The organism is Paenibacillus cucumis (ex Kampfer et al. 2016) (assembly GCF_019748695.1).
GTDB lineage: Bacteria > Bacillota > Bacilli > Paenibacillales > Paenibacillaceae > Paenibacillus > Paenibacillus polysaccharolyticus.
This window is the reverse complement of record NZ_JACLIC010000033.1, coordinates 58412-83119: the sequence shown is the minus strand read 5'-3', so window position 1 is coordinate 83119 and position 24708 is coordinate 58412. Positions and strand designations below refer to the sequence as shown.

Sequence of the window (24708 nt, the reverse complement as noted above, 5' to 3'; positions counted from 1 at the left end):
CGACGTTGCCAGGTTATCATGCCGGTGGTTAAGGTTCTGCGGTATGCATCAAGTCATGAAAGAGGTAGGATGAATGAAAAAGCATTCCAATGAGAAGGATGAACTTGCGGACAAACGGCGTTTTAGTTACCGGATGAACGTATTTTTCTTCGCTTCCTTTGTTATTTTTAGTGTAATCATTGTACGTTTGGCGTTTTTACAATTCGTTGAAGGACCTGAGCTCAGTCAGGAAGAAGCAAGTAACATTACGAAGGATGTGCCGCTTGCTCCGGTGAGAGGAACCATCTACGATTCTACGGGGACGGTGAAACTGGCGTATTCCAAGCCGATTCAGTCGCTGTATCTCACATTGTACAAAAACTACGGGGATGTGGATGGCCAGCCGAATCCGAAAATTGGTGAAGTTCAAGAGATGGCTACGCGTCTGCATGATGTTTTTGAAAAGTATAAAACCCCGAATTCCGAATCCTTGACCGTGGATCAGATTATAGAGGAAATGGATCTGAATTCTCGCAAGGCGAATGGGTTTATGCCACGTCTGATCAAGAGTGATTTGTCCGAAGGAGAGGTTGCTTATTTCCTCCAGCATAAGGATGAATTCAAAGGTATTCAGATTGTGGAAGAAAGTGTACGTTACTACGATCCGGATACAGTGGCCGTTCAATCGATTGGTTATTTGAAAAAATTCAAAAGCTCCAAAACGTTGAAAAAGTATAAAGAAGTAGATGAAGCAAACAAAACGCAGACTGATCCAGGTCTGGTCTATACGGAAAATGAGTTTGTTGGATTTGATGGACTGGAGCTGCAGTATCAGGATAAGCTGCGGGGCAAAAGTGGTTATACGTCGGTTGACGTTGATTTACGTAACTTGCCTGAAGGGGTAGCAGGCACAACCCCGCCGCAAAAAGGGTATGATCTGATCTCCAGCATTAATAAAAATGTGCAGGTGAAAACAGAGCAAGCGATTATGGATCAGTTAAGCTGGTTGCATCGCAATCCGGTATCCGGCAGATTGCATCCCAATGCCAAAACAGGCTTTGCTGTAGCGATGGAAGTGGATACAGGGAAGGTTGTAGCGGCAGCCAGTATGCCTGATTACGACACCAATGTGTGGAGAACGGGCAGCATCAGTACAGAAGATTACGATAAAATCAAATATATTTATCAGAACGGTACAATTCGAGGATTTCTACCTAGTGATTCCAAAAAAAGAGCTGAATCTGTCGTATTGCTCGGCTCAACGATTAAGCCACTGAGTGTATTGATCGGTTTGAAGGAAGGTTTCTTTACTACTAATTCGGTGTATATCGACCGAGGTTCAACCACGTTTGGTGGAGATAACCGCCGCGTACAGAACTCATCGGGGCACGTTTACGGTGCCATGTACCCTCGTGATGCGATTCGTCATTCCTCTAACGTATTTATGATTGACGAGATTGGTAAGAAGCTGTACTCGCGATATGGTGCTAAGGGCGTTGACGTGTGGGACAAGTACATGGAGCAGTTTGGTCTTGGTATAAAAACAGGAGTGGACTTGCCGAATGAATGGGCTGGGCGTAAAGAATATGAAAGTGAAACAGAAAGCTCCCTGACCAAACTAGCCTATGCTTCCTTTGGACAACAAGGAAAATATACAACCATGCAGCTCGCGCAGTATACCGTGATGCTTGCCAATAAAGGAAAACGAATGGAACCACAGCTTGTCAAAGAGTTCCGGGATTCGGAAGGCAATGTGGTGGAGAAAGTAAAACCGAAGGTACTCAGTACAGCGGACTTCAGTGATGCCTACTGGAATGAAGTACAGCGTGGTATGGCTACCGAGGTTTCTGCTTTTGGCGGTTTCCCTTATGATTTTGCGAGAAAAACAGGTACGTCGACACAGAATATTGGAGGGAAACTGGTGGATAACGGGGTATTTATCGCTTTTGCACCCCGTAACAATCCAAAACTGGCTGTTGCGGTCATGATCCCGGAAGGGGGCTTTGGTTCCAACAGTGCGGCTCCGGTTGCACGTGCGATTTTCGATGCTTACGACCAGGAATTCGGCCTGGATGGTGTTCCGAAAAAAAATAAAGATAAAGAAACAGAAACAAGTACACAGTGATGCAGTGATGGAGATCGTGTTCTCCATATGTTAAAAGGCCCCTAGAACGGGGCCTTTTTTTGTTGCTTTTTTTATGGAACCCAGGCAGTCTTCTTACGTTATATACAGAGGGCTTCTTATTACGAGAATGTAACCAAAATTAGAAAGACGTTACAGTCTGCATTTGCTACACTTAAGAAGTGAGAGTTTGCCATTTTGGTCTGTTGTCTGTTGGGGTCTGTTATGACGTTTCGGTATGTATAGATCGTGTGATTTTTAAACTTATACAAAGAACGGAGAGGGGAGCATATGTTTAATCGACTTAAAAATAAACCGCCGAACGAAGATGAGAGAGCGGTAAATCAATCGACCAGCGCGAGGCTGAATGTGTTTTTTTTCGTGGCATTTGTCATATTCAGCATTCTGATCTTCCGACTGGCATTTGTGCAGTTTGTCGAAGGGCCTGAACTGACGTACATGGAATCTACGCGCAATACAAAAGATATCCCTCTAGCCCCGGTGCGCGGGCCGATCTATGATGCGACCGGGAAAGTGGCGCTTGCTTATTCGGAGCCGGTACAGTCACTGTATGTGCTGTTATATGAAGATTATCGTAATGATGATCGCAGGCAGGAAGCCGAAGGATTGGCTCGTGAACTTGCGGATATATTCAAACGATTCAATCCGGGAGACGAGAAGCAGCCAGATGCAGAGGAGATTATAAAACGGCTGGATCTGGATCATCAGAAAACATTCGGTTATGTGCCAAGACTGGTCAAGTCTGATCTGACGACCCAGGAAATTGCTTTTTTTCTAGAGAAAAAAACGGAGTATCCTGGCGTAATGGTGCTTGAAGAGAATGTACGGAGATATGACCCTGATCGAGTCGCTGTCCAGGTTGTTGGTTACACACGGGAATTCAAGCGAGTACCCACAACACTCAAGCAGTACAAATCGATCATAGAGCAATCTGGGTCTCAGCGTGATCCTGGACTGGTCTACTCTCAGGATGAGAGGGTTGGATTCGATGGGTTGGAGCTGCAATATCAGCAGGAGCTTCGCGGAAGAAGCGGATATCAATCCATTGATATTGACTCTAGGAATTTACCTACAGGCACGATGGAATTGACTCCACCAGAGAAGGGGTACAGTCTGATCTCCACGATCAACAAGGAGGTTCAGCTTGCCGCGCAAAAGGCTATTACGGATGAATTACGAAAGCTTCCAAAGGCCATTACAGGTTACGCTGTAGCTATGGAAGTGGATACAGGCAATGTGGTAGCTATGGCAAGTGTGCCAGACTATGATCCGAATGACTGGGATTATGACAAAATCAAGTATGTTTTCCGAAACGGGACGACAGAGTCTTTCCCGCCCAATGATAATAAGCCAAGCCGTGCAGAGTCCGTTGTTCTGCTTGGATCGGTTATTAAACCGCTCAGTGTGCTTATCGGCCTGAAAGAGGGACTGTTCACTACGGGGAGTACTTATCCTGATAAAGGTTACGCTGTATTAGGCAAGGATGGAAGACAAGTAAAGAACTCACATTCGGCCTACAACGGTAATATTACCGCACGGAGAGCGATTGAAAAGTCGTCCAATGCATTTATGATTGATATGGTGGGCAAGCGTTTGCTGAATAAATATGGTGCCACAGAAGCCCTTGCTAAGTGGGACGAATACATGAAGGATTTTGGTTTGGGTGTCTCGACAGGCATTGATCTGCCCAAAGAATTTCTTGGTCAGTTGGAGTATAAAGCAGACAATAATGAGTCTGCACTGACACGTCTTGCGTTTGCGTCATTTGGTCAGCAAGCCAAATATACAACGATGCAACTTGCCCAGTACACCACAATGCTTGCGAATAAGGGCAAACGAATGGAGCCACACTTGGTGAAGGAAATCCGTGATGCGGATGGCAATGTGGTGAAGAAGTTTGAGCCAAAGGTTCTTAATGAGGTGCAGTTTGCGGATGCACACTGGAACGAAGTGCATAAGGGTATGGTCACCAAAGTAAGCTCCTTCGACGGTTTCCCTTATGATTTTGCCAGAAAGACAGGAACATCCGAGCAAGGAACCGGACCGAATAAAAAGGAGAACGGTGTCTTTATCGCCTTTGCGCCAAGAGACAAACCGAAACTGGCTGTAGCGGTTATCGTGCCGGAAGGCGGTTTTGGATCGGTCAGTGCTTCCCCGATCGCACGCAAAATTTTTGATGCATACGATGAAGTGTATGGCCTAGATGGTATCCCAAAGGGGAAGAAGGACCAGAATAAAGAACAAGATTAATGATTAAGGGCATAAAATAATAGGAAACAATGGCATGCTCATAAAAGTATTGAATAAACGGCTTTAGATTGAACTCATAAGTAACAGGACAGGCAGGGGAAAATATCCCTTGCCTTTTATTTTTCCATCGGCTAAAATTTGCACAAGGGAAACATTATTAGACGAGTTTAAAAGTTGGTACCTTGTACAACTTAATTAGTTACGGACAAATATTTTAGGACAGGGAAAGGGGACGGTCAATTTGTTAATGGTGAAGATGAGGAGTATCCAACGTGGAGTCATTACGCTGATAGGCGTTGTTCTGGTCATTGTACTTACAGCTTGTTCGAGTACTTCGGGAGAAGACGGTACTGGCAAAGTGCAGGTTACAGCAACCACAGGCATGATTGCGGATGTAGCACGAGAGGTGGGCGGAGTATATGTTGAGGTTACCGGATTGATGGGACCGGGAGTAGACCCACATCTGTATAAGGCATCCCAAGGGGATATTCGCAAACTGGAGCAAGCCAAGGTGATTTTCTATAACGGCCTGCATCTGGAAGGAAAAATGACCAGTATCCTGGAGAAAATGTCCAAAAGCAAACAAGTTACCGCAGTTGTCGAAAAAATCCCGGTAGAGGAACTGCATTCCGGTCAAGCGACAGGTGGAACAGAGTATGATCCTCATGTATGGTTTAACGTCAAGCACTGGATGCGTGCAACCGAAGCTGTGCGTGACACGCTGGTGGAAGCAGATCCGGATCATGCGGAACAGTATAAGACGCAGGCAGCAACATACCTGGAGAAGCTACAAGCGCTGGATACGGAAGTTCGGGAAAAAATCGGGCAGATCCCTGAGGAAAGCCGAGTGCTGGTAACAGCACATGATGCATTTGGTTACTTTGGTCAAGCCTATGGCATTAAAGTGATGGGTCTTCAAGGCATCAGTACGGCAGCAGAATATGGCGCCAAAGATGTAAGTGAACTAAGAGATTTTCTCGTGGAAAATCAAATCAAAGCCGTATTTATCGAATCTAGTGTACCTGCTAAAGCGATGGAAGCGATTATTGCTGGGGCAGCTGAGAAGGGCCATACCGTAAAAATTGGTGGCGAACTGTTCTCTGACGCTATAGGGGCTGAGGGAACCGTAGAAGGCACCTACATTGGAATGGTGCGGCACAATGTCGAAACGATCGCGGCGGCTTTGAAATAATATATCATCAGAAGGGAGGAGAACTATGATGATGAAAAATACCAATACAACAAAACAAGCATTAGAAACTATAGATAATAGTCAGCTCGGACAGGAAAAAGCAACGGTCTCTTCGCCTCTTCGTGTAAGGAACCTGGCCGTGGCTTATCACAAAAAGCCGGTGCTCAGCAATGTTTCCTTTGATGTACCTGAAGGGCAACTCATCGGCATTCTTGGACCGAACGGTGCAGGTAAGTCAACGTTGATCAAAGCGGTTCTGGGGCTTGTTCCGAAAATGCACGGTGACATTGAGATCTTTGGACGATCTTATCGTGAAACCAGGCGGCGTATCGGTTATGTGCCACAGAGGGAGTCCGTAGATTGGGACTTTCCGACACATGCTTTAGATGTTGTCATGATGGGAAGATACGGACATCTCGGCTGGTTCCGCCGCCCGGGAAAAAAGGAAAAGGATCTTGCGGCTCATTGCCTGGAGCAAGTTGGTATGGGGGATTACATGTATCGGCAGATCAGCCAGTTGTCCGGTGGACAGCAACAGCGCGTATTCCTGGCCAGAGCACTGGTACAGGATGCAGACTTGTATTTCATGGATGAACCTTTTGCAGGAGTGGACGCAACGACAGAGAAAGCGATCATCTCCCTGCTAGAGCAATTAAAAAAACAGGGAAAGACCGTTCTAGTTGTTCACCATGACCTGGCAACGGTAGAGGAATACTTTGATCATGTATTATTGCTCAACGGACGTTTGGTTGCTGCTGGGCCAACAAGAGAAGTATTTGTACCGGATTTATTACAGGAAACCTACGGAGGTCGCATTGCGATGATCGGCAGCCGAGCGGAGAAAGGCCAGGTGTAGTTATGTGGAATTGGGTTGTTTCTATATTGTCAGACCCGAACACACGCTGGATTTTGCTCGGTTGTCTGCTGCTCGGATTCAGCAGTGGCATTATCGGCTCATTTACCTTTCTTCGTCGTCAAAGTCTGATGGGCGATACATTGGCACACGCGGCATTGCCTGGAATCTGTATTGCGTTTATGTTGACGGAAACGAAGTCGATTGGATTGTTTCTGTTTGGCGCACTCATTGCAGGAATTGTAGCCACTTTCGGTATTTCGTGGATAACCCGGTTTTCACGGATTAAGCAGGATGCGGCAATGGGCATCGTACTGACGGTATTTTTCGGTATCGGTGTCGTGATGCTGACACGTATTCAGCACAGTGCAAGTGGAAGCCAAAGCGGGCTTGACAAGTACCTGTTCGGGCAAGCGGCATCGATGGTACTTACGGATGTGTATGTGATGGGCGGGGTAAGTCTTGTATTACTCATCGCATGCCTAGTCTGGTTCAAGGAATTCAAGCTCGTGAGCTTTGATCCGGGTTTTGCAAGAGGTATGGGATTGCCCGTCGGAGTACTGGAGCAATTCATTCTGCTACTGACGGTTATAGCTGTTGTCGCCGGAATCCAGGCGGTAGGTGTGGTGCTGGTTGCGGCACTGCTGGTGACTCCGGCAGCAGCAGCAAGGTGTTGGACCAATTCGCTTGCGCTGATGGTGTTGCTGGCTGGATTGTTCGGCGCATTAAGCGGTGCCGTAGGAACACTCTTCAGCACGCTTGTCCCTAATCTGCCTACTGGTCCAGTAACTGTGCTTGCGGCTACGGTGCTGTTTGTTGGATCTGCGCTGTTCGCACCAAGGCGAGGGTTACTTGCCCGCAAGTTGCGGAGCATCCAGGCGAAGTCGACTTATATGCGTGAAGAGCAAGCCGCGCTACAGGTGCATGCTGCACAGCCTCAAACACAGAAACAGGGGGAGATGTAGATGGCCACATTTTGGATTATTCTCACCGCAATACTAGTCTCCTCCGCTTGCGCCATTCTTGGTTGCTTCCTGATTTTGAGGCGCATGGCTCTGGTCGGAGATGCGATCAGTCACGCCGTGCTTCCGGGGATTGCAATTGCGTTTCTGTGGAGCGGCTCCAGAGACTCCCTGTGGATGTTGCTGGGTGCAACGGTGTTTGGACTGTTGACGGTGTTCTTCATTCAGACCCTCCAGGCTGGAGGCCTGTCTTCGGATGCTTCGATTGGTATAGTATTTACAGCACTCTTTGCTGTAGGGGTCATCCTGATCAGCCTGAATGCACAGCATATCGATCTGGATCTGGACTGTGTATTGTTCGGTGAGATTGCCTATGTGCAATGGGATACGTTAACGCTGTGGGGAATGGATGTAGGACCTAGAGCGGTCTGGATGCTGGGCATTACGTTACTTGTTATTCTCGTTGTTGTAGGACTGTTCTACAAGCAGTTCAAATTATGCGCGTTTGACCCGGCTTTGGCTGCGGCTTGCGGTATTCCGGTGGTCTTATTTCACTATGCGCTCATGGGACTTGTGTCCATGACGTCCGTTGCCTCTTTTGAAAGTGTAGGCTCTATTCTTGTAGTAGGTATGCTGATTGTACCTGCGGCTGCGGCTTATCTGCTCACGGATCAGCTTGGTAAAATGATTCTTTATGCGGTACTGATCGGTGCAGCTTCTTCTGTCGGTGGTTACCTGATGGCGTACGCGATGGATGCTTCTATTGCAGGTTGCATGGTGGCTGTGGCCGGCATTCTGTTTGTACTTGCGTTACTTCTGTCACCGAAACATGGCATTGTACTTCGTTATGTTCGCCGTAAATATGCCGCACGTTGAACATGATTTCATAAATTTAGATGACCGTCTGCATCGCAGGCGGTTTTTGGCGTTCCGGTTTTTAGGTTACTTTGTTGCATACGCGTGATCTGTGGTAAAATGTCGTTAGCTGTGACGTCCGGGGCGTCCGCCATTTCGCGGATACCGGGCGATCTTGTTGTTTTAGAGGAGAGAGACATACTGGAGGAGGATTTACAACATGAGTGAACTGAAATATAAACTGCTGGCCCTGGATATGGATGGCACGTTGCTGAATGATAATCATGAAATTACACAGGAAACGGCCAAGTGGATTCAGATTGCCATTCGTCGCGGGGTGCATGTGTGCTTGTCTACAGGAAGAGCCGTATACCATGCTATGCCCTATGCGGTACAGCTTGGACTGGAAACACCAATGGTTACGGTCAACGGCAGCGAGGTCTGGAAAGCTCCACATGAGCTTCACCTGCGCCATCTGATGGACCCGGCGTTAATCCGCAAGATGCATGAGATCGGGGAGAAATATAACAGTTGGTACTGGGCATACTCCGTGGAAGAGCTGTTTAACCGTGATCGCTGGACGGATAATATTGAAGGATTAGAATGGTTGAAATTCGGATTTACCACCGAGGATGATGGGATTCGTCATCAGATTATGATGGAATTGCAAGAACTGGGTGGTCTGCAAATGACCAATTCCTCTCCTGTAAACATTGAGGTAAACCCGGAAAACGTATCCAAAGCTACCGGTGTAGCTGAAGTATGCCAATTGCTAGGCATCGACATGTCCGAGGTAGTTGCTGTTGGCGACAGTCTGAACGATCTGGCTGTCATTGAAGCTGTCGGTCTGGGTGTTGCGATGGGCAACGCACAGGAGCAAGTGAAACAAGCGGCAGATTTAATTATTGGAAGCAACAATGAGGATGGCATTGCACATCTGATTCGTGAACATATTTTGAAGGGGGAGTAACCTTTGCTCGCAACCGTTGGCTGGATTTTAATTGTACTGCTGTTTGCAGTAGGTATGGCAGGTACGGTATATCCGATTCTGCCGGGTGCAATCGCGATTTTCTTCGCGTTTCTGGTCTACGGCTGGTTCTTCAGCTTTGATCCGTTCGGGGTATGGTTCTGGATCATCCAGATTCTAATTGTGGTGGTGCTGTTCGTGGCGGATTATGTGGTGAGTGCTTGGGGAGTCAAAAAGTTCGGCGGTTCCAAGCTGTCTACAACGCTGAGTACCATCGGAGTAATTATTGGCCCGTTTGTGATTCCGGCTTTTGGACTTGTACTGGGGCCATTCATCGGTGCTTTTATCGGAGAACTGATCGGCGGTTCCTCGCCTTCCAAAGCATCGAAAGTTGGGTTTGGCTCTGTCGTCGGGCTGTTTACCAGCACGGTGATGAAAATTATTTTGCAACTTGTGATGATTGTTCTATTTATAATCTGGGTGGTTCGATTCGCCTAGAATATCAGGTTAGCTAGCTAAGGTCCGGAGAGGTCCGGTGTGGGGGAAAGAAGGGGAATCCGTTTTGTCTAAGAAGGAAACATTTATTAAAGGTACGCTCATATTGGCGGCTGCCGCATTGATTGCAAGGGTACTGGGTCTGGTACAACGTGTGCCGCTGGAGCATATCCTCGGGGATATTGGTAACGCATCGTTCACGATCTCCAATACGGTGTATTTAATGCTGTTAACTGTCGCAACGGCGGGCATACCGAGTACGCTGAGTAAAATGGTCTCGGAACGCTACGCGCTCGGACGCGCGGGCGAAGCGCAGCAGATATACCGTGCAGCCTTGATCTTTGCGGCCGTGGCCGGTGTGGTCATGTCTGTTCTGTTATGGTTCGCAGCGCCATTTTATGCCACCCATATTTCCAAAGTGCCGGAATCAGTGAGTGCCATCCGGGCGCTTGCTCCGGCCCTGTTACTCTTCCCGGCGATCGCAATGATGCGTGGTTATTTCCAGGGACGCGGCAATATGACCGCAGGTGGTATCTCGCAGATCGTGGAGCAGTTTGCGCGTGTAGGTGTAGCGATTATTGTGGCCTATGTGATGTTGCAATGGAATTACGATGATCAGACGATTGCAGCCGGGGCATCCTTCGGTGGGGTGTTCGGTAGTATCGGTGCATTTGCGGTGATGCTGTACTTCACATTAAAGCTACGCAAAAGTGACCGTGCGGCACAGCTACATTACGAGCGTGCAGAGCAATTGCCGATGCGCGGAATTTACACTGATATTTTCAAACTTTCAATTCCGATTGTGTTGTCTTCACTTGCTGTTCCGGCAATCAACTTTATCGACTCTTCCCTCGTCGTTCCCCTGCTTAGTGGACGGATCGGTCTGGAAGAAGCTACAGGCGTACTGGCAATTCTGGGTGCCAAAGCCCAGAGTATAGCCGGTATTCCGCCTATTCTCGCCATAGCGCTCAGTCAGTCCCTTGTGCCTGTCATTTCAGCGGCTTTTGCCCGCAAAGATGAGCTACATCTGAAAAATCAGGTAACGCTGGCGCTACGTATTTCCATTCTGACGGGAATGCCGATTGTGATTACCCTGTGTGCGGCGGCTTATTCGGTAAACGGATTGCTCTTCACAACTCCAGATGGCACGCCGATTATTGCATTGCTTACGTTCGGCACTATTTTCCAGATTACAATGATGACAACGAACTCCATGTTGCTCGGGGTTGGGAAACCACGAATCACGATGATTAGTGTAGCGGCAGGAATTATCGTGAAGCTGATTGCGAGTCTTATCCTGGCGCCGATCTTCGGTATTTACGGGATCATCATTGCAACAGCGCTATGTTTCCTAGTCATCACATATCTGAATCTGCGTGTGTTACGTAAAATCGTTGATTTTTCAATTATGGGGGATCGCTGGATTGGATTTATCATTACGGTGCTTCTCGCGGCAGCTGTCGGTTTTGCGGCCAATTGGAGTGGAAACCAGATCTTTGGTGCGTTCCTGCCTGCACGGGTATCTTTCCTGTTAACCTGCATGGTCGTGGGTGTGCTGGTCGTTGTGGTATATCTCGTGCTGATGGTGGTTCTTCGTGTCTTGCGTAAGGACGAGCTGGCTAGTTATCCGCGAATTCTGCAAAAAATTCTCCGTCCGCTTATGCGTCTGCAACGCGGCGCCGGACAACGAGGATAAATTTAGGTAAAAAAGCGCGGTCTGCACTTGTAGCAGACCGCGCTTTTTTATTGTTATTGCATAAGAGGCTGGTTTCCGTGAAAGTGGACGTTATTCCTACTTTGGCCTTACACAGCAGAATCTGCTCGATCTGCTTTAGTGACTTTACGATCCTGTTAAAGCCGTATCGGGACACCGTTTTTTTTCCTGCCAATTAGTGAGTAAGAACTTGTACATCATGAGCGAGTGCTGTTTTTAACATGCCGTACCGATGCTCATGACTCATCTCAAACAGCCAAGGTCTGCGTGGCGCAGTCAGATATCCAAGGCAATCTCGTGTCTCCAGCCAGTCATGTCTTGTAATCGGTTCATATGGTGTGTCCTCCCACACGGCGAGCAACTCAGGAGAATATAGACGTTGACCTTCCGGCAGCCATTCCTCATTCAATAAAGCATCCGTGTACAGGGTATGGTCTGTTGGCCCTTCATGGTGCTTGGTAAACAGGCCTGGCCAATATTCGGCTCGTGAGCCACGATGAGGTATTGTTCGCGCGAAGTCCAGCACCTGCTGAAGCACTTGCTCTACACCAAATAACAGGGCATACAGCCCTTTGCCGAACTGGATACGTTCATTCAATTTGCCAAAATGCTCAATGACCCGTCCGGTAAGTCCACCTCCTTGTGCAAGAGGGAAAACGATGTGGTTCAGCCCGGCCAGATTGTGCAGATGAAAAGCAGGTTTGGAGAGTACTACTTTTTGAAAATAAGGATGTTGCACCACCCGGCTCTCGATATAGTTCTGCTCATTAATAATTAAGGCCACACTCAGTATGGAACTGCAACGTTCGAGCCAAAATCGCTCCCAGAACGGGGTCATAAACGACGATACATGAAAATGAGACAACAGATGGAAGCAGCTTCGTCCAAGCCGCCGACTGTGGATATACAGCTGCAATTGAGGATAGGCATCCTGAAAAATAAGGGCATTGCACCGCTCCAGCAAGCGATACATATGCTCACGATCCTTCTGATTTTGCAGATTATGCATCAGGTCACTGTGCAGGTCGGTCATATGATATCCGCCGTTGCGGGATACCATATGCGCCAGTAGCGCCCAATGTAGCTCGGGATACTGCTCGTAGCATTCCAGATAAGCGGCGGTCCGAGTCACATTACTGCGATTCTGCTGCTGCGTTAAGGTTTTGATCTCTTCGAGAATGATGCAATCCTCTTCGCACACCAGCGCACGTTGTGCCTGATTGTTGCGTGCAGGAGATGGCTTGCCTGTTGTAGGGATTAACTTCTCCACCTCAGCTTGCAGAGCGGCAGCTGTATCTGCGTTCCAATTCAGGTCACGAAAAGGATGTCTAAGCCTTGCGGACGCATGCCAGGCGGCTTGTTTACCTCGCCATACTTCCAGGGCTGCTCCGGGAATGGAGCGAATGATCTGTACAATGGAGCCTGAATGCTGGTTTTCCGAAGAGTCATTTCTGGTGGAAGTCATGAATGGAACATCCTTTCATGAATATCTGTGTTTGATATGCCAGGACTTGTGGTTATTCTAAGTATGCGCTGAACATTTGACTTCCAATCACCAATTTGCTTCACTTAGAGGGAGACGAGGTACAGAAAGGGAGATGTGACAATGGAACAGATTACATCCAAGCCGGAATTTGATGTGGCGATTCAATCTCCACGTTTGACAGTGGCCGTATTTAAGGCAGACTGGTGCGGGGATTGCAAATACATCGATCCGTTTATGCCTGAGGTGGAAACGAAGTATTCACGTGACTTGACCCTGATTGAAGTGGATGTTGATCAGGTGGGTACAGTAAGTCAGGAGCAAAATATTTTGGGTATTCCAAGTTTTGTAGCTTACACAGATGGACGTGAACTGGTGCGCTACGTGAACAAGCTACGTAAGTCGAGAGAAGAGATTGAGCAGTTTTTGGATCGTGCGGTTGAGGTCTACAATACCATTCACAAGTAAGGCCTAAGTGCATCGCAGGGAATGAATGTCTTCAAGACAGGGTAGACTGTAAGATAGGTATGCAAATACAAGGCTGTCGGTTGAGCCGTCTTCAGGCTTAAGACTGCCTTGTTTTTATTTGACTTGAGGTGAGTAGCTTAAGGCTACCGAGATGGGTAGGGGCCTACATACATAAATTCGAAATATAATGACCTGCTGGTCAAAATTTTAATAGACGTTAACATTTTGTCACAAAGCGCGGCGTCAATGATGCTTTTATCCGGTATAATGGATTTAGTTGTGAAATTAGTGTCAAAGTACAAAACAAGTGCTGTAATGAGCCTTCTTATGGAAACAACACTAGCAACAATAATGAATCGGCATTGATTATCAAGCGAAGAAACTTCTTCGCCATCTTAAACCAACAGCGGGTGAGAAAAAATTGAAGCACTTAACATTGTTTAAATGGTTAACCGTATTGACCTGTCTCGTTATGTTCCTGGCTACCTTTGGCGGCGGGATCGTGACGAAAACCGAATCGGGCCTTGGCTGCGGAACACAGTGGCCTTTATGTAACGGTAAGCTTGTACCAGCACATACTGTTGCCTCTCTGATTGAATATTCCCACCGTGCTGTCAGCGCACTGGCAGGACTACTGTCCATCGCATCTTTTGTTGCCTTCTTACGCTTTGGCAAACAGCGTCGTGATTTGCAATTGTTCTCGTTTCTAACCCTTTTATTTGTGATTATTCAGGGAATCATGGGCGCTTTCGCCGTTGTGTTCTCGCAATCTTCCGCGGTCATGGCTCTACACTTTGGGTTCGCACTCATTGCTTTTGCCAGTTCATTGATGATGGCTCTCGGGATTAGGCAAGAGGCGAGATATGGCGGTTTGGAACGTCTGAACCAGTATCCGCGCGTTAGTAAGGGATTTCGTAACCTGGTCTGGTTTTCAACCATCTATACGTACCTGGTCGTGTACACAGGCGCATTTGTAAGCCATACGAATTCGGCTGGCGGGTGTTCCGGATTCCCGCTATGTAATGGGCAGATTGTGCCTGAACTTTCTGGCGGGGTAGCTGTGGCCTTTGCCCATCGTCTGGCAGCTGTGTCACTCGTGATCGTAATCGCGATCCTAGGACATTTTGCTTACCGTAAACACCCGGACAACCGTGAATTGCGGACACTCGGTGTGTTATCCGTCGTTTTAATTCTGTTGCAAGTGGTTATCGGTATGTTCATGATGTGGACGATTAATCGCCCGGAAGTTTACATGTTTGTGGCGCTGGCACATATGCTGGATATCGCTATACTGTTCGGTATCTTGACCTATATGAGCTTCCTTGTGTACAAGCTGCACCGCCCGGTGAACCGTTTCTAAACAGCTTATGAATTTAGTGTTTAAAAAAAGTGAGTTTATTACATTGTCCTGAAGCTGCGCTGGGCCATGTTGGAAAGTCCACCATCCGGTGATGTAGATCATTGGAGAGGTGGACTTTTGTTTGATGTCGGAGGTAGCAGGGCAACCTAAATCAAGTTGTAACGATTAACCGAACGTCACATAGCGCTTTAATTCATCTTCAGCTGTTCAACAGCTGTGAAAACATATATATTTTGCATCATCAGTGGAAAGAGGAGGTCTTCTATGCTACGTACGTTACTGGGAGAAAAGCCACGAGTGAATCAAGGGAAACTGAAACAAGCCATGGATACCATGGCGTTTACACTGGAGTCTTTTGAAAAACAGATGTATGTGGATCATGATCCGAACCATGATTATCGGAAGCTGTATGTATGGACACAGGGACTAATCTCTTCGTTGGATGAACTGGAGCAGAGTTATTTTGCCGCCGCACATTTTCGTAAAAAAGTAGTTGCAGGTTCAACGCGCGATATGAGTTCTGCTGAGAAATCTGAGTATGCCCGGTACGTTTATTTTTATAAAGATGCCTTTATTCGGTGCTTCGCGATTCTGGACAAATTGGGTACGGTCTTGAATGAAGTTTTCCAACTAAATACATCCAAAACCAAAGTGCATTTCTCCTATTATACCGTTCTGAGGCAATTCGAATATTATCGGGATCATCATGAGTTGGCGCAGCAATTAATTAAGATTAAGGAAGCGTACCGAGAACCGATGAGCAGATTGCGAAAGCGACGTAATATGGAGATTCATTACATGAATTCGGAAATGCAGGATGATTTGTGGCAGTTACATCAGACGTTGCGTGGCAAAGTGAAGCTGGAGGATCTGGATCAGCATCTTCTCGAGATGCAGCAAGGTGTAGATATGGTCTGTGAAACACTGAATATGGCCTATCGATACATCAATCGAATCTGGCGTAAACAGATTTTGAAACATTAGGTATAGCAATGATTTTAAATAATACCATTTGACAAATCGGAATACTTTGATTATACTGAGTTCCAGATCGAATCTTACATGGAATCGTGTCTTCAATACAGCATTTGATGCAGTTCGGTCATTATACTTGACGAACTACATGAAACTATATAATCCTACAACTTTATATTTCTCTTATCGAGAGTGGCGGAGGGACAGGCCCGATGAAGCCCGGCAACCGATCAACGATGATGACATGAATGGTTATCCTTGTTGATGTTAGGTGCTAATTCCTACAGAATCATGTTGCACATGATTTTGGCAGATGAGAAGGTCATTTCACGTGAAGAGCCATCTTTGTATCTGCAAAGGGCTCTTTTTTTGCGTAGAACGGGGAGTTTTCCCTTCCTTCGGGTAAAGATATATGTAGGTGATGGGGAAGGAGCAGTATTAGTGATTGAATTGGTTGGATTAACCAAAACATATGGCAGACGTGCCAAAACAACGACGGCGTTGTCACACCTTGATCTGAAGATTCAGAAGGGTGAGATTTTTGGAGTTATTGGTCACTCAGGTGCAGGGAAAAGCACATTGATCCGATGTATCAATTTACTTGAGCGCCCGACAGAAGGTGAGGTTTGGGTCGATGGTATTAACCTGACTGAGCTTAGCAAAAGTGAACTACAGCAGCAAAGACGCAAGATTGGTATGATCTTTCAGCATTTTAATCTGCTGTCTTCCGCAACGGTATACGACAATGTGGCTTTCCCTTTAAAACTGGTCAACACACCTAAGGATGCGATTGATCGCAAGGTGAAGGAAATGCTCGCTCTGGTTGGTCTGGAGCAGCATAGCAGCAAATATCCGGCACAGCTGTCTGGCGGACAGAAGCAACGGGTAGGGATAGCGAGAGCTCTGGCAAGTGACCCGAGTGTACTTCTTTGTGATGAGGCAACTTCGGCACTTGATCCGCAAACAACAAATTCGATTCTGAAGTTATTGCTGGATATTAATGAAAAGTATAATCTGACCATTGTGCTGATTACACACGAGATGCATGTCATCCAGAACATTTGCGACCGGGTAGCCGTTATCCATCAAGGTGGCATCGTGGAGCAAGGCCCAGTGACGGAAGTGTTCCTGAAACCGCAACATGCGATCACGCGGGATTTTGTCTCACGTGACAGCGAAGGTGGACTGGCACTGGAGGAAACGGTTATGGCAAATGCAGGGACGGAGTTGCCAGCAGGTGTTTCTTCCAAGTTAGTGAAGGTTTCATTTCTTGGAGATAAAACCTATGAGGCGATTCTGTCGAGAACAGTTCGTAAAACAGGTGTGGATTTCGCTATTCTGCAAGGTACAATCTCTACAATCAAGCAGGTTCCTTACGGTCAACTGACGGTACGTTTTGAAGGTGACTCCGCTGCGATTGAACAGACCTTGTCTGAACTAACCGCAGAAGGACTTGATGTGGAGGTGCTCCGATAATGGATTTTTCCAAAGTACGCTGGGAAGAGGTCGGTACGGCCTCCATTGAAACATTGCAGATTCTTGCTGTATCCGGTTTGTTTACTGTTCTCTTGGGTTTGCCCCTTGGTGTCATTCTGTTTATGACAGGCCGTTCGGCTTCACCTAGTTCAAAGCTAACCTACATCATATTATCTGTTATTGTTAATATTTTACGTTCGGTACCTTTCATCATATTAATTGTTGCTCTTATTCCGTTTACGCGTACGCTGGTGGGCACCGCTACAGGTGTGCTTGGTGTCATTCCACCGCTGGTTATCTCGGCTGCTCCGTATTTTGCACGTCTGGTGGAGAATACTTTACGTGAAGTGGACCGCGGTGTCATTGAAGCAGCTCAGGCAATGGGGGCATCTACAGCTCAGATCGTCAGACGGGTGTTGTTACCTGAGGCTTTACCTGGCTTGCTTGCCGGAATTACAATTACCATCGTTACGTTGGTGTCCTATACGGCCATGGCGGGTATGGTCGGCGGTGGAGGTCTGGGTACACTGGCCATTAACTATGGATACTATCGATATCAGAATGAGATCATGATTATTTCTGTTGTATCCATGATTATACTGGTTCAGCTCTTACAGATGATTGGCGATCGTCTGGTCATTTATTTCACCCGGAAATAACAGATAGATTGAAAAATAAAAATGCGAAGGGGTTTTACAGATGAAAAAATGGTCTATTATTTTACTCAGCTTGATGATGATTGCCGTGCTCGCAGCTTGCGGCAACAACAAGAAATCCGACAGTGGTGCGGATAACGCAGCAGGTGCTCCGCGTACCGTTGAATTGAAAGTCGGTGCTTCGCCTACACCACATGCTGAAATTCTGGAAAGCATCAAACCTGAACTTGAAGCACAAGGCATTCGTTTACAAGTGGTGACGTTTAACGACTATGTGCAACCTAACCAACAGCTGGCAGATAAGAAACTGGACGCAAACTTTTTCCAGCATCAGCCTTACCTTGATACAGAGAACAAAGAGCGCGGATTCAACCTTGTTGCTGTGACTCCAGTCCATGTTGAGCCTTTCGGTGGTTACTCCAAAAAGATTAAATCCCTGGATGAACTGAAAGATGGCGCTAAAGTGGCTATTCCAAACGACCCATCGAATGGTGGACGTGCACTCTTGTTGCTTGCGAAAAAAGGTCTGATCACCCTCAAAGATGATACAAACATCGCATCCACTAAACAGGACATTACGGCGAATCCGAAAAACCTGGAAATCATCGAACTGGATGCAGCCATGATGCCTCGTCAGCTGGATGAAGCTGATCTGGTATTTATCAATGCAAACTATGCGCTGGAAGCAAACCTCAATCCATCTAAAGATGCATTGTTGATCGAAGATCTGCAAGGCAACCCATATGCTAACATTCTCGTGTCCCGTGAAGATAACAAAGATGCGGATGCTATCAAAAAACTGGCAGAAGCTCTCCACTCCGAAACGGTGAAAAAATTCATCAAAGAACGTTACCAAGGTGCAGTTGAACCTGCATTTTAAGTTGTTAAAGCGAGCGCATGATCTTAAATAGCTGAAAGCCCCGCATGATCTCTTAAAGAGGCCTGCGGGGCTTTACTATTTCTGAGTCCTGGGCTTCCGCCGAAGTTTTATGAAGATGAATGCAGCAACACACGCAGTAACAATGAAGATCATGCCTTTTCTGATTAGAGTCTGCCGTTCCACTTTCTTGGTAGCGGCTATGCCATCACCGCCCGGAATAAGATGTATGAGACCAAGCTCTGATTTTTTATCAAGGGAAGCATTAAATTCCTGGTATGTATGACCGTTTTTGATTTTAATATTTTGGAGTACCATTTCTTCAAACTGTTTTCGACTTTCTTCAAAATAATAACTTGGAGTTACAAGTATGACGCTAATATACCCTTCACGTGTTAACAAGTTTACTTTATAATATACGACTCCTCCCTGTAGAGGATCTCGCAAACCTATGGAATAGCGTAATTGATGTTTACTTTCTTCATACACAGGCTCAACATCCCAACGTAGCACGGAGGATTGATTTTCTGAGCTCGCTTTCTCATGCTGTCCTTCAGGACTCTGCTTGTAACTTTCCAGGAGTTCATCGGCATCTAATTCATTTTTGTCATGATCGTCGACATTTCCTATGTCGTGGTATTCAAAAATGACGTTCCAATACAACTGCATGTTCATGTTATAAAGAGAGCCAATTTCAGTACCGTTCGGAGGAGGAGGATTTTCTTTCATAAACCTCTTGGTATTTTCTTTATCAAAAAAAACGAGATTTTCCGGTACGTTTACTGAAGCTATATCCTCCAAAGATACTGTTGTAGGGCCACTCTGCCATTCAAATCCATCGGCTGAACCAAAATTTTCTGCAGCAACTTTCATGGTTGAAAATGGAAGCGAGGTAAGGAGAAGCAAGGTGAAGACGAAGGGGATACATAACTTTTTCATTTCATTAATCCTTTCAGACGATGTAAGCAGCAATTTACAACTTAGTATTTCATGCCGTTATTATCATAAGGCACAATGACCTACTGAGATTATCATAGCAATTGAATTTAGATCAAGGCATTTCTGGATATGAAGGTATATTTGCACAGTAAAACAACTGGAACAGATTGTGAAGAGCTACAAGTTGTGAGAGGCGGATAAATCTTTTATACTGGATAAGTGACTGCTCTTTGAAGAGGGGGATGAACGTGAAGGGAAAGATTGCCCTCATAACGGGAAGTGCCAAAGGTCTTGGTAAAATGACAGCCCTCAGTCTGGCGGATCAGGGATGCCACATTGCCCTTAATTATGTGCATAGCAGAACAGAAGCCGAATCGTTGCAAGCTCAGATAATCGCCAAAGGGGTGCGTTGCATTGCCGTTCAGGCGGATATATCCAAAGTAGAAGAGATGCACACACTCGTTACAGAGGTAGAGACACAGCTGGGTCATGTAGATATTCTGGTGAATAATGCTGGTCCATTTGTACGAGAGCGTCGGGTGTTCGCAGATTATTCTGAAGCTGAAGTGCAGATGTTAGTGCAGGGCAACCTGCTCGGGCCAATGATTCTGGATCAGCTTGTTTTGCCGGAAATGCGCCGCAAGCAGTGGGGACGTATTATTCATTTTGGCTTCAGTCACGCGGGTGAAGCAAGATCCTGGCCTCATCGTGCCGTGTATGCTGCTGCCAAAGTAGGTCTGGTTTCGTTTACCAAGACTCTTGCTGTTGAAGAGGCACCTTATGGGATTACGGTCAATATGGTTTGCCCCGGGGATATTCGTGGTGCGAACAAAGAGAAAATGATTGATGAGATTGCGGGCATAACTGATAAAGAAACACCAAGAGGTCGGCCTGGCAGTGGTGAAGATATTGCGCGAGTGATCACGTACCTGTGTCTGGATCATTCGGATTTTATAACAGGTAACATTATGGATGTATCTGGAGGACTTGATCCGATCCGGCCTACTATCTGATGGAATTACAAAAAAAGAGCCTCTCGCTTCTTGCGAAGCGAAAGGCTCTCTGAGGTTTATTTCGTGAAGGATTGATTAGAATACTTGTACAACTTCTTGTACACCCTCAACTTCTTCAAGAAGGGCGCGTTCAATCCCGGCTTTTAAGGTAATGGTGGAGCTTGGGCAACTGCCGCAGGCACCGACCAGTTTCAGCTTAATGATGCCGTCCTCCACATCGACCAGTTCCACGTCACCGCCATCGCGTTGCAGGAACGGACGAAGTTTATCAAGCACATCAGATACCTCATCATACATGGTGCTTTGTGCGTTTTCGCTCATATTGTTCAACTCCTTTCCTTCCTATATTATATTACAAATGACCATAAATTAAAATGGTCAAACAAAGCAGGTGAACTGAAATGAGACCAATTATTGAATTTTGTGCTAACAATATGCATTTTGGCACGGATGAAGTCATGGATCAATTGGATGAAAATCCAGACTATGACGTGATTGAATACGGCTGCCTGACCAATTGTGGTCAATGTTATATGACACCTTTTGCCTTGGTCAATGGTGAAGTCGTAACCACAGATAAAGTAGAAGATCTATATAACGCCATTCTAGCCAAAATAGCCGAAGCGGATGCCTGGGACGCGCTGGATCTCGATTAACCTCAATTAACCGAGATGACGCTTGGACATCCAGAGCACACCGCTTTTCAGAATACGAGGCACTCGTCCCATCATGGACGTTTTGCCCATCAGCCCAAATCCAGCTTTCTTGCCAAGCGCGCCCAGTGTGCCGCGAAGCTTAAGAGGCTGCGGATTGGGCTTTTCGCCTTTCCAGAGGGCATGCTGAATATGAGCGATCTGTTCACCCTGAACCTCCGCAGCCTGACCACTCGGTGCATAAGGTACACTGGCACAGTCACCTACCACGTAAACGTCGGTATAATCCGGAATCTGATAATACTCATTTAATACAACACGACCTTGAGGGTCTTTCGTTACATCGAGGTCTTGAACGACTTTGACTGGTTGAATGCCTGCCGTCCATACAACAGCATCCGTTTGAATCTGTTCATCGCGGTTGTAGATGGCGTTAGGCTCGACTCGCGAGATAGCAATATGTCCTCGTGCTTCAACCTGATGTTCGCCGAACCATTCGTGAACATAAGAGGAGAGACGTTGAGGGAATGCGGATAATACACGTTCACCGCGATCCAGAATACTGATATTCAGATCCGGTCTGCTTTCGCGTAATTCGGCTGCCATCTCAACACCACTTAGGCCACCGCCCACAATGTGAACATGCCCATAAGCTTTTACCTCATTCAGACGCAGGTACGTCTCGCGTGTTTTGCTGAAACTCTGAATGGTACAGCTGTATTCTTCAGCACCAGGTGTATTGTGGAAACGATCCGTACAACCTAGTCCAATCACAAGTTTGTCATATTCAAGCGGTTCCTGACCTTCGAATTCAATCTGACGCTGCTCCAGATTAATGGCTGTAACCTCACCGAAACGATGTGTTACTTTCTCATTTACCGGAAAATGGATACGCAGGTCGTAATCGGATACTGTTCCTGCTGCGAGTGCGTAATATTCGGTCTTTAATCCTTGAAAGGGGCTGCGATCCACCAGTACAATTTGCGTATCTGACGGGATTTTACCTTCCAGAAGTTCCTTGATGATCGTGAGGCCGCCATAACCGCCTCCAAGAATGACGAAATTTTTCATGACTCGGCTTCCTTTCTGCATCAGTCCCATTGCTGGGGCTGTAACCTGCGGAGTAGCTATGTCCTCACATAGCTGCTCCGTGTGTTGTTTTAGTTTAAATAATTTGAATAATTCATAATGAAAAGATGAAAATTTGAAATATGTGATCACAGTTAAGCATCACTCTGATCAAACGTCCCCCCCTGATTGAAGAAAGTATCGTTCTTTGATGAGTGATGCTTCTGCTGCTGTAGCCTTTGCCTAGATCGATGAAACTAATCAGAGCTATTCGTAAACTTGAATTTCATTGTAGAACGTATCACGTTCTACTGGAATACGTCCCGCACCCTTAATAAGCCATATGAGCTCTTTACGTGTAAGGCCTTCAGGTGTGAGAGCACCTGCGGCATGACTAATCCGTTCGCGAACAATCGTACCATGTGCATCTGAAGCACCGAATCCAAGGGCAACTTGAGCCAGCTGTGGACCGATGTTAATGAAGTATGCTTTGATATGATCGATGTTATCCAGCATCAGTCGGCTGATCGCAATTGTTTTGAGATCCTCATAAGCCGAGTTACGACGCATAATGCTTGCGTTTTTACTTTTTGGCTGCATGGAAAGCGGAATAAAGACCATGAATCCGTTGGTCTCGTCTTGCAGTTCACGAATCTGCACCATATGATTGACACGGTCCTCATAGGATTCGATCGATCCATACAACATCGTCGTATGTGTACGCATGCCGAGCTCATGAGCTGTGCGGTGCACCTCAAGATAACGATCCACGTTGGCTTTGTCTACACGCATTTTTTTGCGGTATTCATCCGAGAGAATCTCAGCGCCGCCACCAGTCAGTGTTTTCAGGCCGGCTTTTTGCAACTCCTGCAGAACTTCCTTGATGCTCAGGCCGCTAATGCGGGTGAAGAAATCAATCTCTGCCGCAGTGTAAGCTTTCAGCGTGACATCCGGATATTTTTCGTTTAAAGCACGTAGTGAATCGACATAATATTGAAAAGGAACATGGTTGTTATGTCCACCTACAATATGGAACTCACGCACGCCTGGATGAATATGCTGTTCCACATAGTCGATCATATCCGGACCGGATAACGTATAAGAGCCTTCCTCACCCTGGTCTTTGCGGAAATTACAAAATGCGCAGCGAGCTTCGCATACGTTGGTGAAATAAAGGCTCATGTTCTCAATAAAATAGACTTTCTTGCCGTTCTTCCGCAGATTGGCCTCATTGGCCAGCTGGCCCAAAGTCAGCAGATCATCTGTTTGATACAGATATACGCCGTCTTCTACGCTCAGCCTTACGCCGTTCTGTACTTTCTCAACGATTTCAGCCATTCTTTTGTCGGTGAACGGTGTTACCAATGTAGACATGCTGTTTCCTCCTGTTCTTTACCGGAATTCGAGTTGTGGTGTGTTGAACCAATAAACAGAAATACATAGCAAAGATGCGGTCAACTGCCGCCTTCCTGTGAAAGACTAACTCTTATTACCCGGTGCAGCGTATGCTGCAATCGAAAAGTTTATTTTTTCAAAAGGAGTCAAAGTGACTCTATATGCATTGGGGACTGAGAAACAGTCTCGAAATGTGAAAAAAATTACAACTCCATATATGACCAACATCCGAATATCTCATGACAAAATATTGACATTTTCAGAGTGACCACCTATCCATTATAAACCTCGTGTCGCAGGGGTTCAATACACTGGGAAGAAAAAGGAGTTCAGGGGGAACGCGGAAGCGGGCAAACATGACTTGAGCCCCTTGACGGAGTGGAGTATAATTTGAAGGAAGAGTGATGAAAAGGAGAGTGACCTGGCATGATTAGTATCAGCGAAACGGCTGCAGACCGATTGAAAGAGATGCTTGCACAGCAAGAGACCCCTGGAATGTTCCTGCGTCTTGGCGTAGCACCGGGCGGTTGTACCGGATTTTCGTACGCCATGGGCTTTGACGATAAAGAGTCCGATGAGGATATATATATGGACATTCAGGACATGAAAGTCGTTGTGGAGAAAGAAAATGTGAAATATTTGAATGGACTTGAAATTGATTTTGAAGATTCCGGCATGTCTGGCGGATTCACCATTCACAACCCGAACGCAGTAGCTACATGCGGCTGCGGCTCATCCTTCCGTACACGTGAAGAAGCAGGGGTACCGGATAAAGATTGTTAATCTGCGAATAGTATGGGGTTGAGCGTGTCAATTCATTAAAGCGTTCAAAAAGATACAACGGTTAAGGCACATTTTTCGGCGAAGAGGATTCGCTGGAAGTGTGCTTTTTTGTGCTTTGTGTAGTTAGTTGGATAGGTACTTTAAGCCGCTCT

General features: G+C 46.5%; 23 protein-coding genes and 1 riboswitch. Of the genes, 18 read left to right on the top strand and 5 right to left on the bottom strand.

Annotated elements, in window-relative coordinates; genetic code table 11:
• The first annotated feature begins 73 nt into the window (after positions 1-73).
• The 9 genes from H7T88_RS19740 to H7T88_RS19700 all read left to right on the top strand — a co-directional run bounded on the left by H7T88_RS19740 (position 74) and on the right by H7T88_RS19700 (position 11392).
• Complete coding sequence (locus tag H7T88_RS19740; protein WP_221789974.1) at positions 74-2104, top strand: peptidoglycan D,D-transpeptidase FtsI family protein; 2031 nt, start codon at positions 74-76, stop codon at positions 2102-2104.
• A gap of 288 nt (positions 2105-2392) precedes the next feature.
• Positions 2393-4372, top strand: a complete 1980-nt coding sequence (locus tag H7T88_RS19735; RefSeq protein ID WP_221789973.1) for a peptidoglycan D,D-transpeptidase FtsI family protein — start codon at positions 2393-2395, stop codon at positions 4370-4372.
• Positions 4373-4619: 247 nt separating this feature from the next.
• A complete protein-coding gene (locus H7T88_RS19730) occupies positions 4620-5564 on the top strand; it encodes a metal ABC transporter solute-binding protein, Zn/Mn family (protein WP_221789972.1) in 945 nt (314 codons plus the stop codon).
• Positions 5565-5589: 25 nt separating this feature from the next.
• Positions 5590-6420 carry a metal ABC transporter ATP-binding protein gene (locus H7T88_RS19725; RefSeq protein WP_423246147.1) on the top strand — a complete coding sequence of 277 codons (831 nt, stop codon included), beginning with the start codon at positions 5590-5592 and terminating at the stop codon, positions 6418-6420.
• A 2-nt stretch (positions 6421-6422) separates the two neighbouring features.
• The gene (locus H7T88_RS19720; protein ID WP_154891077.1) at positions 6423-7382 is read left to right on the top strand and encodes a metal ABC transporter permease; all 960 of its coding nucleotides are present in this window, start codon (positions 6423-6425) and stop codon (positions 7380-7382) included.
• Positions 7383-8255 carry a metal ABC transporter permease gene (locus H7T88_RS19715; RefSeq protein WP_090919579.1) on the top strand — a complete coding sequence of 291 codons (873 nt, stop codon included), beginning with the start codon at positions 7383-7385 and terminating at the stop codon, positions 8253-8255.
• 199 nt (positions 8256-8454) lie between these two features.
• Positions 8455-9204, top strand: a complete 750-nt coding sequence (locus tag H7T88_RS19710) for a Cof-type HAD-IIB family hydrolase (RefSeq protein WP_221789971.1) — start codon at positions 8455-8457, stop codon at positions 9202-9204.
• A 3-nt stretch (positions 9205-9207) separates the two neighbouring features.
• Positions 9208-9699: a DUF456 domain-containing protein gene (locus tag H7T88_RS19705; RefSeq protein ID WP_487344847.1), complete on the top strand. Its 492-nt coding sequence runs from the start codon at positions 9208-9210 to the stop codon at positions 9697-9699.
• Positions 9700-9763: 64 nt separating this feature from the next.
• A complete protein-coding gene (locus tag H7T88_RS19700; RefSeq protein WP_221789970.1) occupies positions 9764-11392 on the top strand; it encodes a putative polysaccharide biosynthesis protein in 1629 nt (542 codons plus the stop codon).
• 193 nt (positions 11393-11585) lie between these two features.
• Here the strand turns inward: H7T88_RS19700 and H7T88_RS19695 are convergent, their stop codons facing one another.
• Positions 11586-12875: a DUF2515 family protein gene (locus H7T88_RS19695; protein ID WP_221789969.1), complete on the bottom strand. Its 1290-nt coding sequence runs from the start codon at positions 12873-12875 to the stop codon at positions 11586-11588.
• Positions 12876-13016: 141 nt separating this feature from the next.
• Here H7T88_RS19695 and H7T88_RS19690 point away from each other — a divergent pair, with 141 nt between their 5' ends.
• The 6 genes from H7T88_RS19690 (at position 13017) to H7T88_RS19665 (ending at position 18708) form a co-directional block, all read left to right on the top strand.
• On the top strand, positions 13017-13361 hold the full coding sequence (locus H7T88_RS19690) for a thioredoxin family protein (RefSeq protein WP_090919572.1): 345 nt from the start codon (positions 13017-13019) through the stop codon (positions 13359-13361).
• A 421-nt stretch (positions 13362-13782) separates the two neighbouring features.
• Entirely contained in the window at positions 13783-14721 is a 939-nt protein-coding gene (locus tag H7T88_RS19685) for a COX15/CtaA family protein (RefSeq protein ID WP_139168884.1), read from the top strand.
• Between the two features lie 264 nt (positions 14722-14985).
• Positions 14986-15705, top strand: coding sequence for a Cthe_2314 family HEPN domain-containing protein (locus tag H7T88_RS19680; RefSeq protein ID WP_154959695.1), 720 nt, complete (start codon positions 14986-14988; stop codon positions 15703-15705).
• A 171-nt stretch (positions 15706-15876) separates the two neighbouring features.
• A riboswitch (SAM riboswitch) is annotated at positions 15877-16016 on the top strand.
• 121 nt (positions 16017-16137) lie between these two features.
• Complete coding sequence (locus H7T88_RS19675; RefSeq protein ID WP_221789967.1) at positions 16138-17172, top strand: methionine ABC transporter ATP-binding protein; 1035 nt, start codon at positions 16138-16140, stop codon at positions 17170-17172.
• Positions 17172-17831 (top strand): methionine ABC transporter permease, encoded by a 660-nt coding sequence (locus H7T88_RS19670; RefSeq protein WP_090919566.1) that lies wholly within the window; start codon positions 17172-17174, stop codon positions 17829-17831. Before H7T88_RS19675 ends, H7T88_RS19670 begins: the two co-directional genes overlap by 1 nt.
• Before the next feature lie 40 nt (positions 17832-17871).
• Positions 17872-18708, top strand: coding sequence for a MetQ/NlpA family ABC transporter substrate-binding protein (locus H7T88_RS19665; RefSeq protein WP_090919563.1), 837 nt, complete (start codon positions 17872-17874; stop codon positions 18706-18708).
• Between the two features lie 75 nt (positions 18709-18783).
• On the opposite strand, the gene H7T88_RS19660 is transcribed toward H7T88_RS19665, so the two are convergent.
• Positions 18784-19644 carry a DUF2167 domain-containing protein gene (locus tag H7T88_RS19660; RefSeq protein WP_221789966.1) on the bottom strand — a complete coding sequence of 287 codons (861 nt, stop codon included), beginning with the start codon at positions 19642-19644 and terminating at the stop codon, positions 18784-18786.
• 248 nt (positions 19645-19892) lie between these two features.
• On the opposite strand from H7T88_RS19660, the gene H7T88_RS19655 reads away from it, so the two are divergent.
• Positions 19893-20657, top strand: coding sequence for an SDR family oxidoreductase (locus H7T88_RS19655; RefSeq protein ID WP_221789965.1), 765 nt, complete (start codon positions 19893-19895; stop codon positions 20655-20657).
• 75 nt (positions 20658-20732) lie between these two features.
• Here H7T88_RS19655 and H7T88_RS19650 read toward each other — a convergent pair whose 3' ends face one another.
• A complete protein-coding gene (locus H7T88_RS19650; protein WP_053783253.1) occupies positions 20733-20978 on the bottom strand; it encodes a NifU family protein in 246 nt (81 codons plus the stop codon).
• 80 nt (positions 20979-21058) lie between these two features.
• On the opposite strand from H7T88_RS19650, the gene H7T88_RS19645 reads away from it, so the two are divergent.
• Positions 21059-21313: a YuzB family protein gene (locus H7T88_RS19645; protein WP_090919554.1), complete on the top strand. Its 255-nt coding sequence runs from the start codon at positions 21059-21061 to the stop codon at positions 21311-21313.
• A gap of 6 nt (positions 21314-21319) precedes the next feature.
• Here H7T88_RS19645 and H7T88_RS19640 read toward each other — a convergent pair whose 3' ends face one another.
• The gene (locus H7T88_RS19640; RefSeq protein WP_221789964.1) at positions 21320-22381 is read right to left on the bottom strand and encodes an NAD(P)/FAD-dependent oxidoreductase; all 1062 of its coding nucleotides are present in this window, start codon (positions 22379-22381) and stop codon (positions 21320-21322) included.
• Positions 22382-22645: 264 nt separating this feature from the next.
• Positions 22646-23752 carry an aminofutalosine synthase MqnE gene (mqnE, locus tag H7T88_RS19635; protein ID WP_221789963.1) on the bottom strand — a complete coding sequence of 369 codons (1107 nt, stop codon included), beginning with the start codon at positions 23750-23752 and terminating at the stop codon, positions 22646-22648.
• A gap of 447 nt (positions 23753-24199) precedes the next feature.
• On the opposite strand from mqnE, the gene H7T88_RS19630 reads away from it, so the two are divergent.
• The gene (locus H7T88_RS19630) at positions 24200-24556 is read left to right on the top strand and encodes a HesB/IscA family protein (protein ID WP_090919545.1); all 357 of its coding nucleotides are present in this window, start codon (positions 24200-24202) and stop codon (positions 24554-24556) included.
• Positions 24557-24708: the final 152 nt, after the last annotated feature.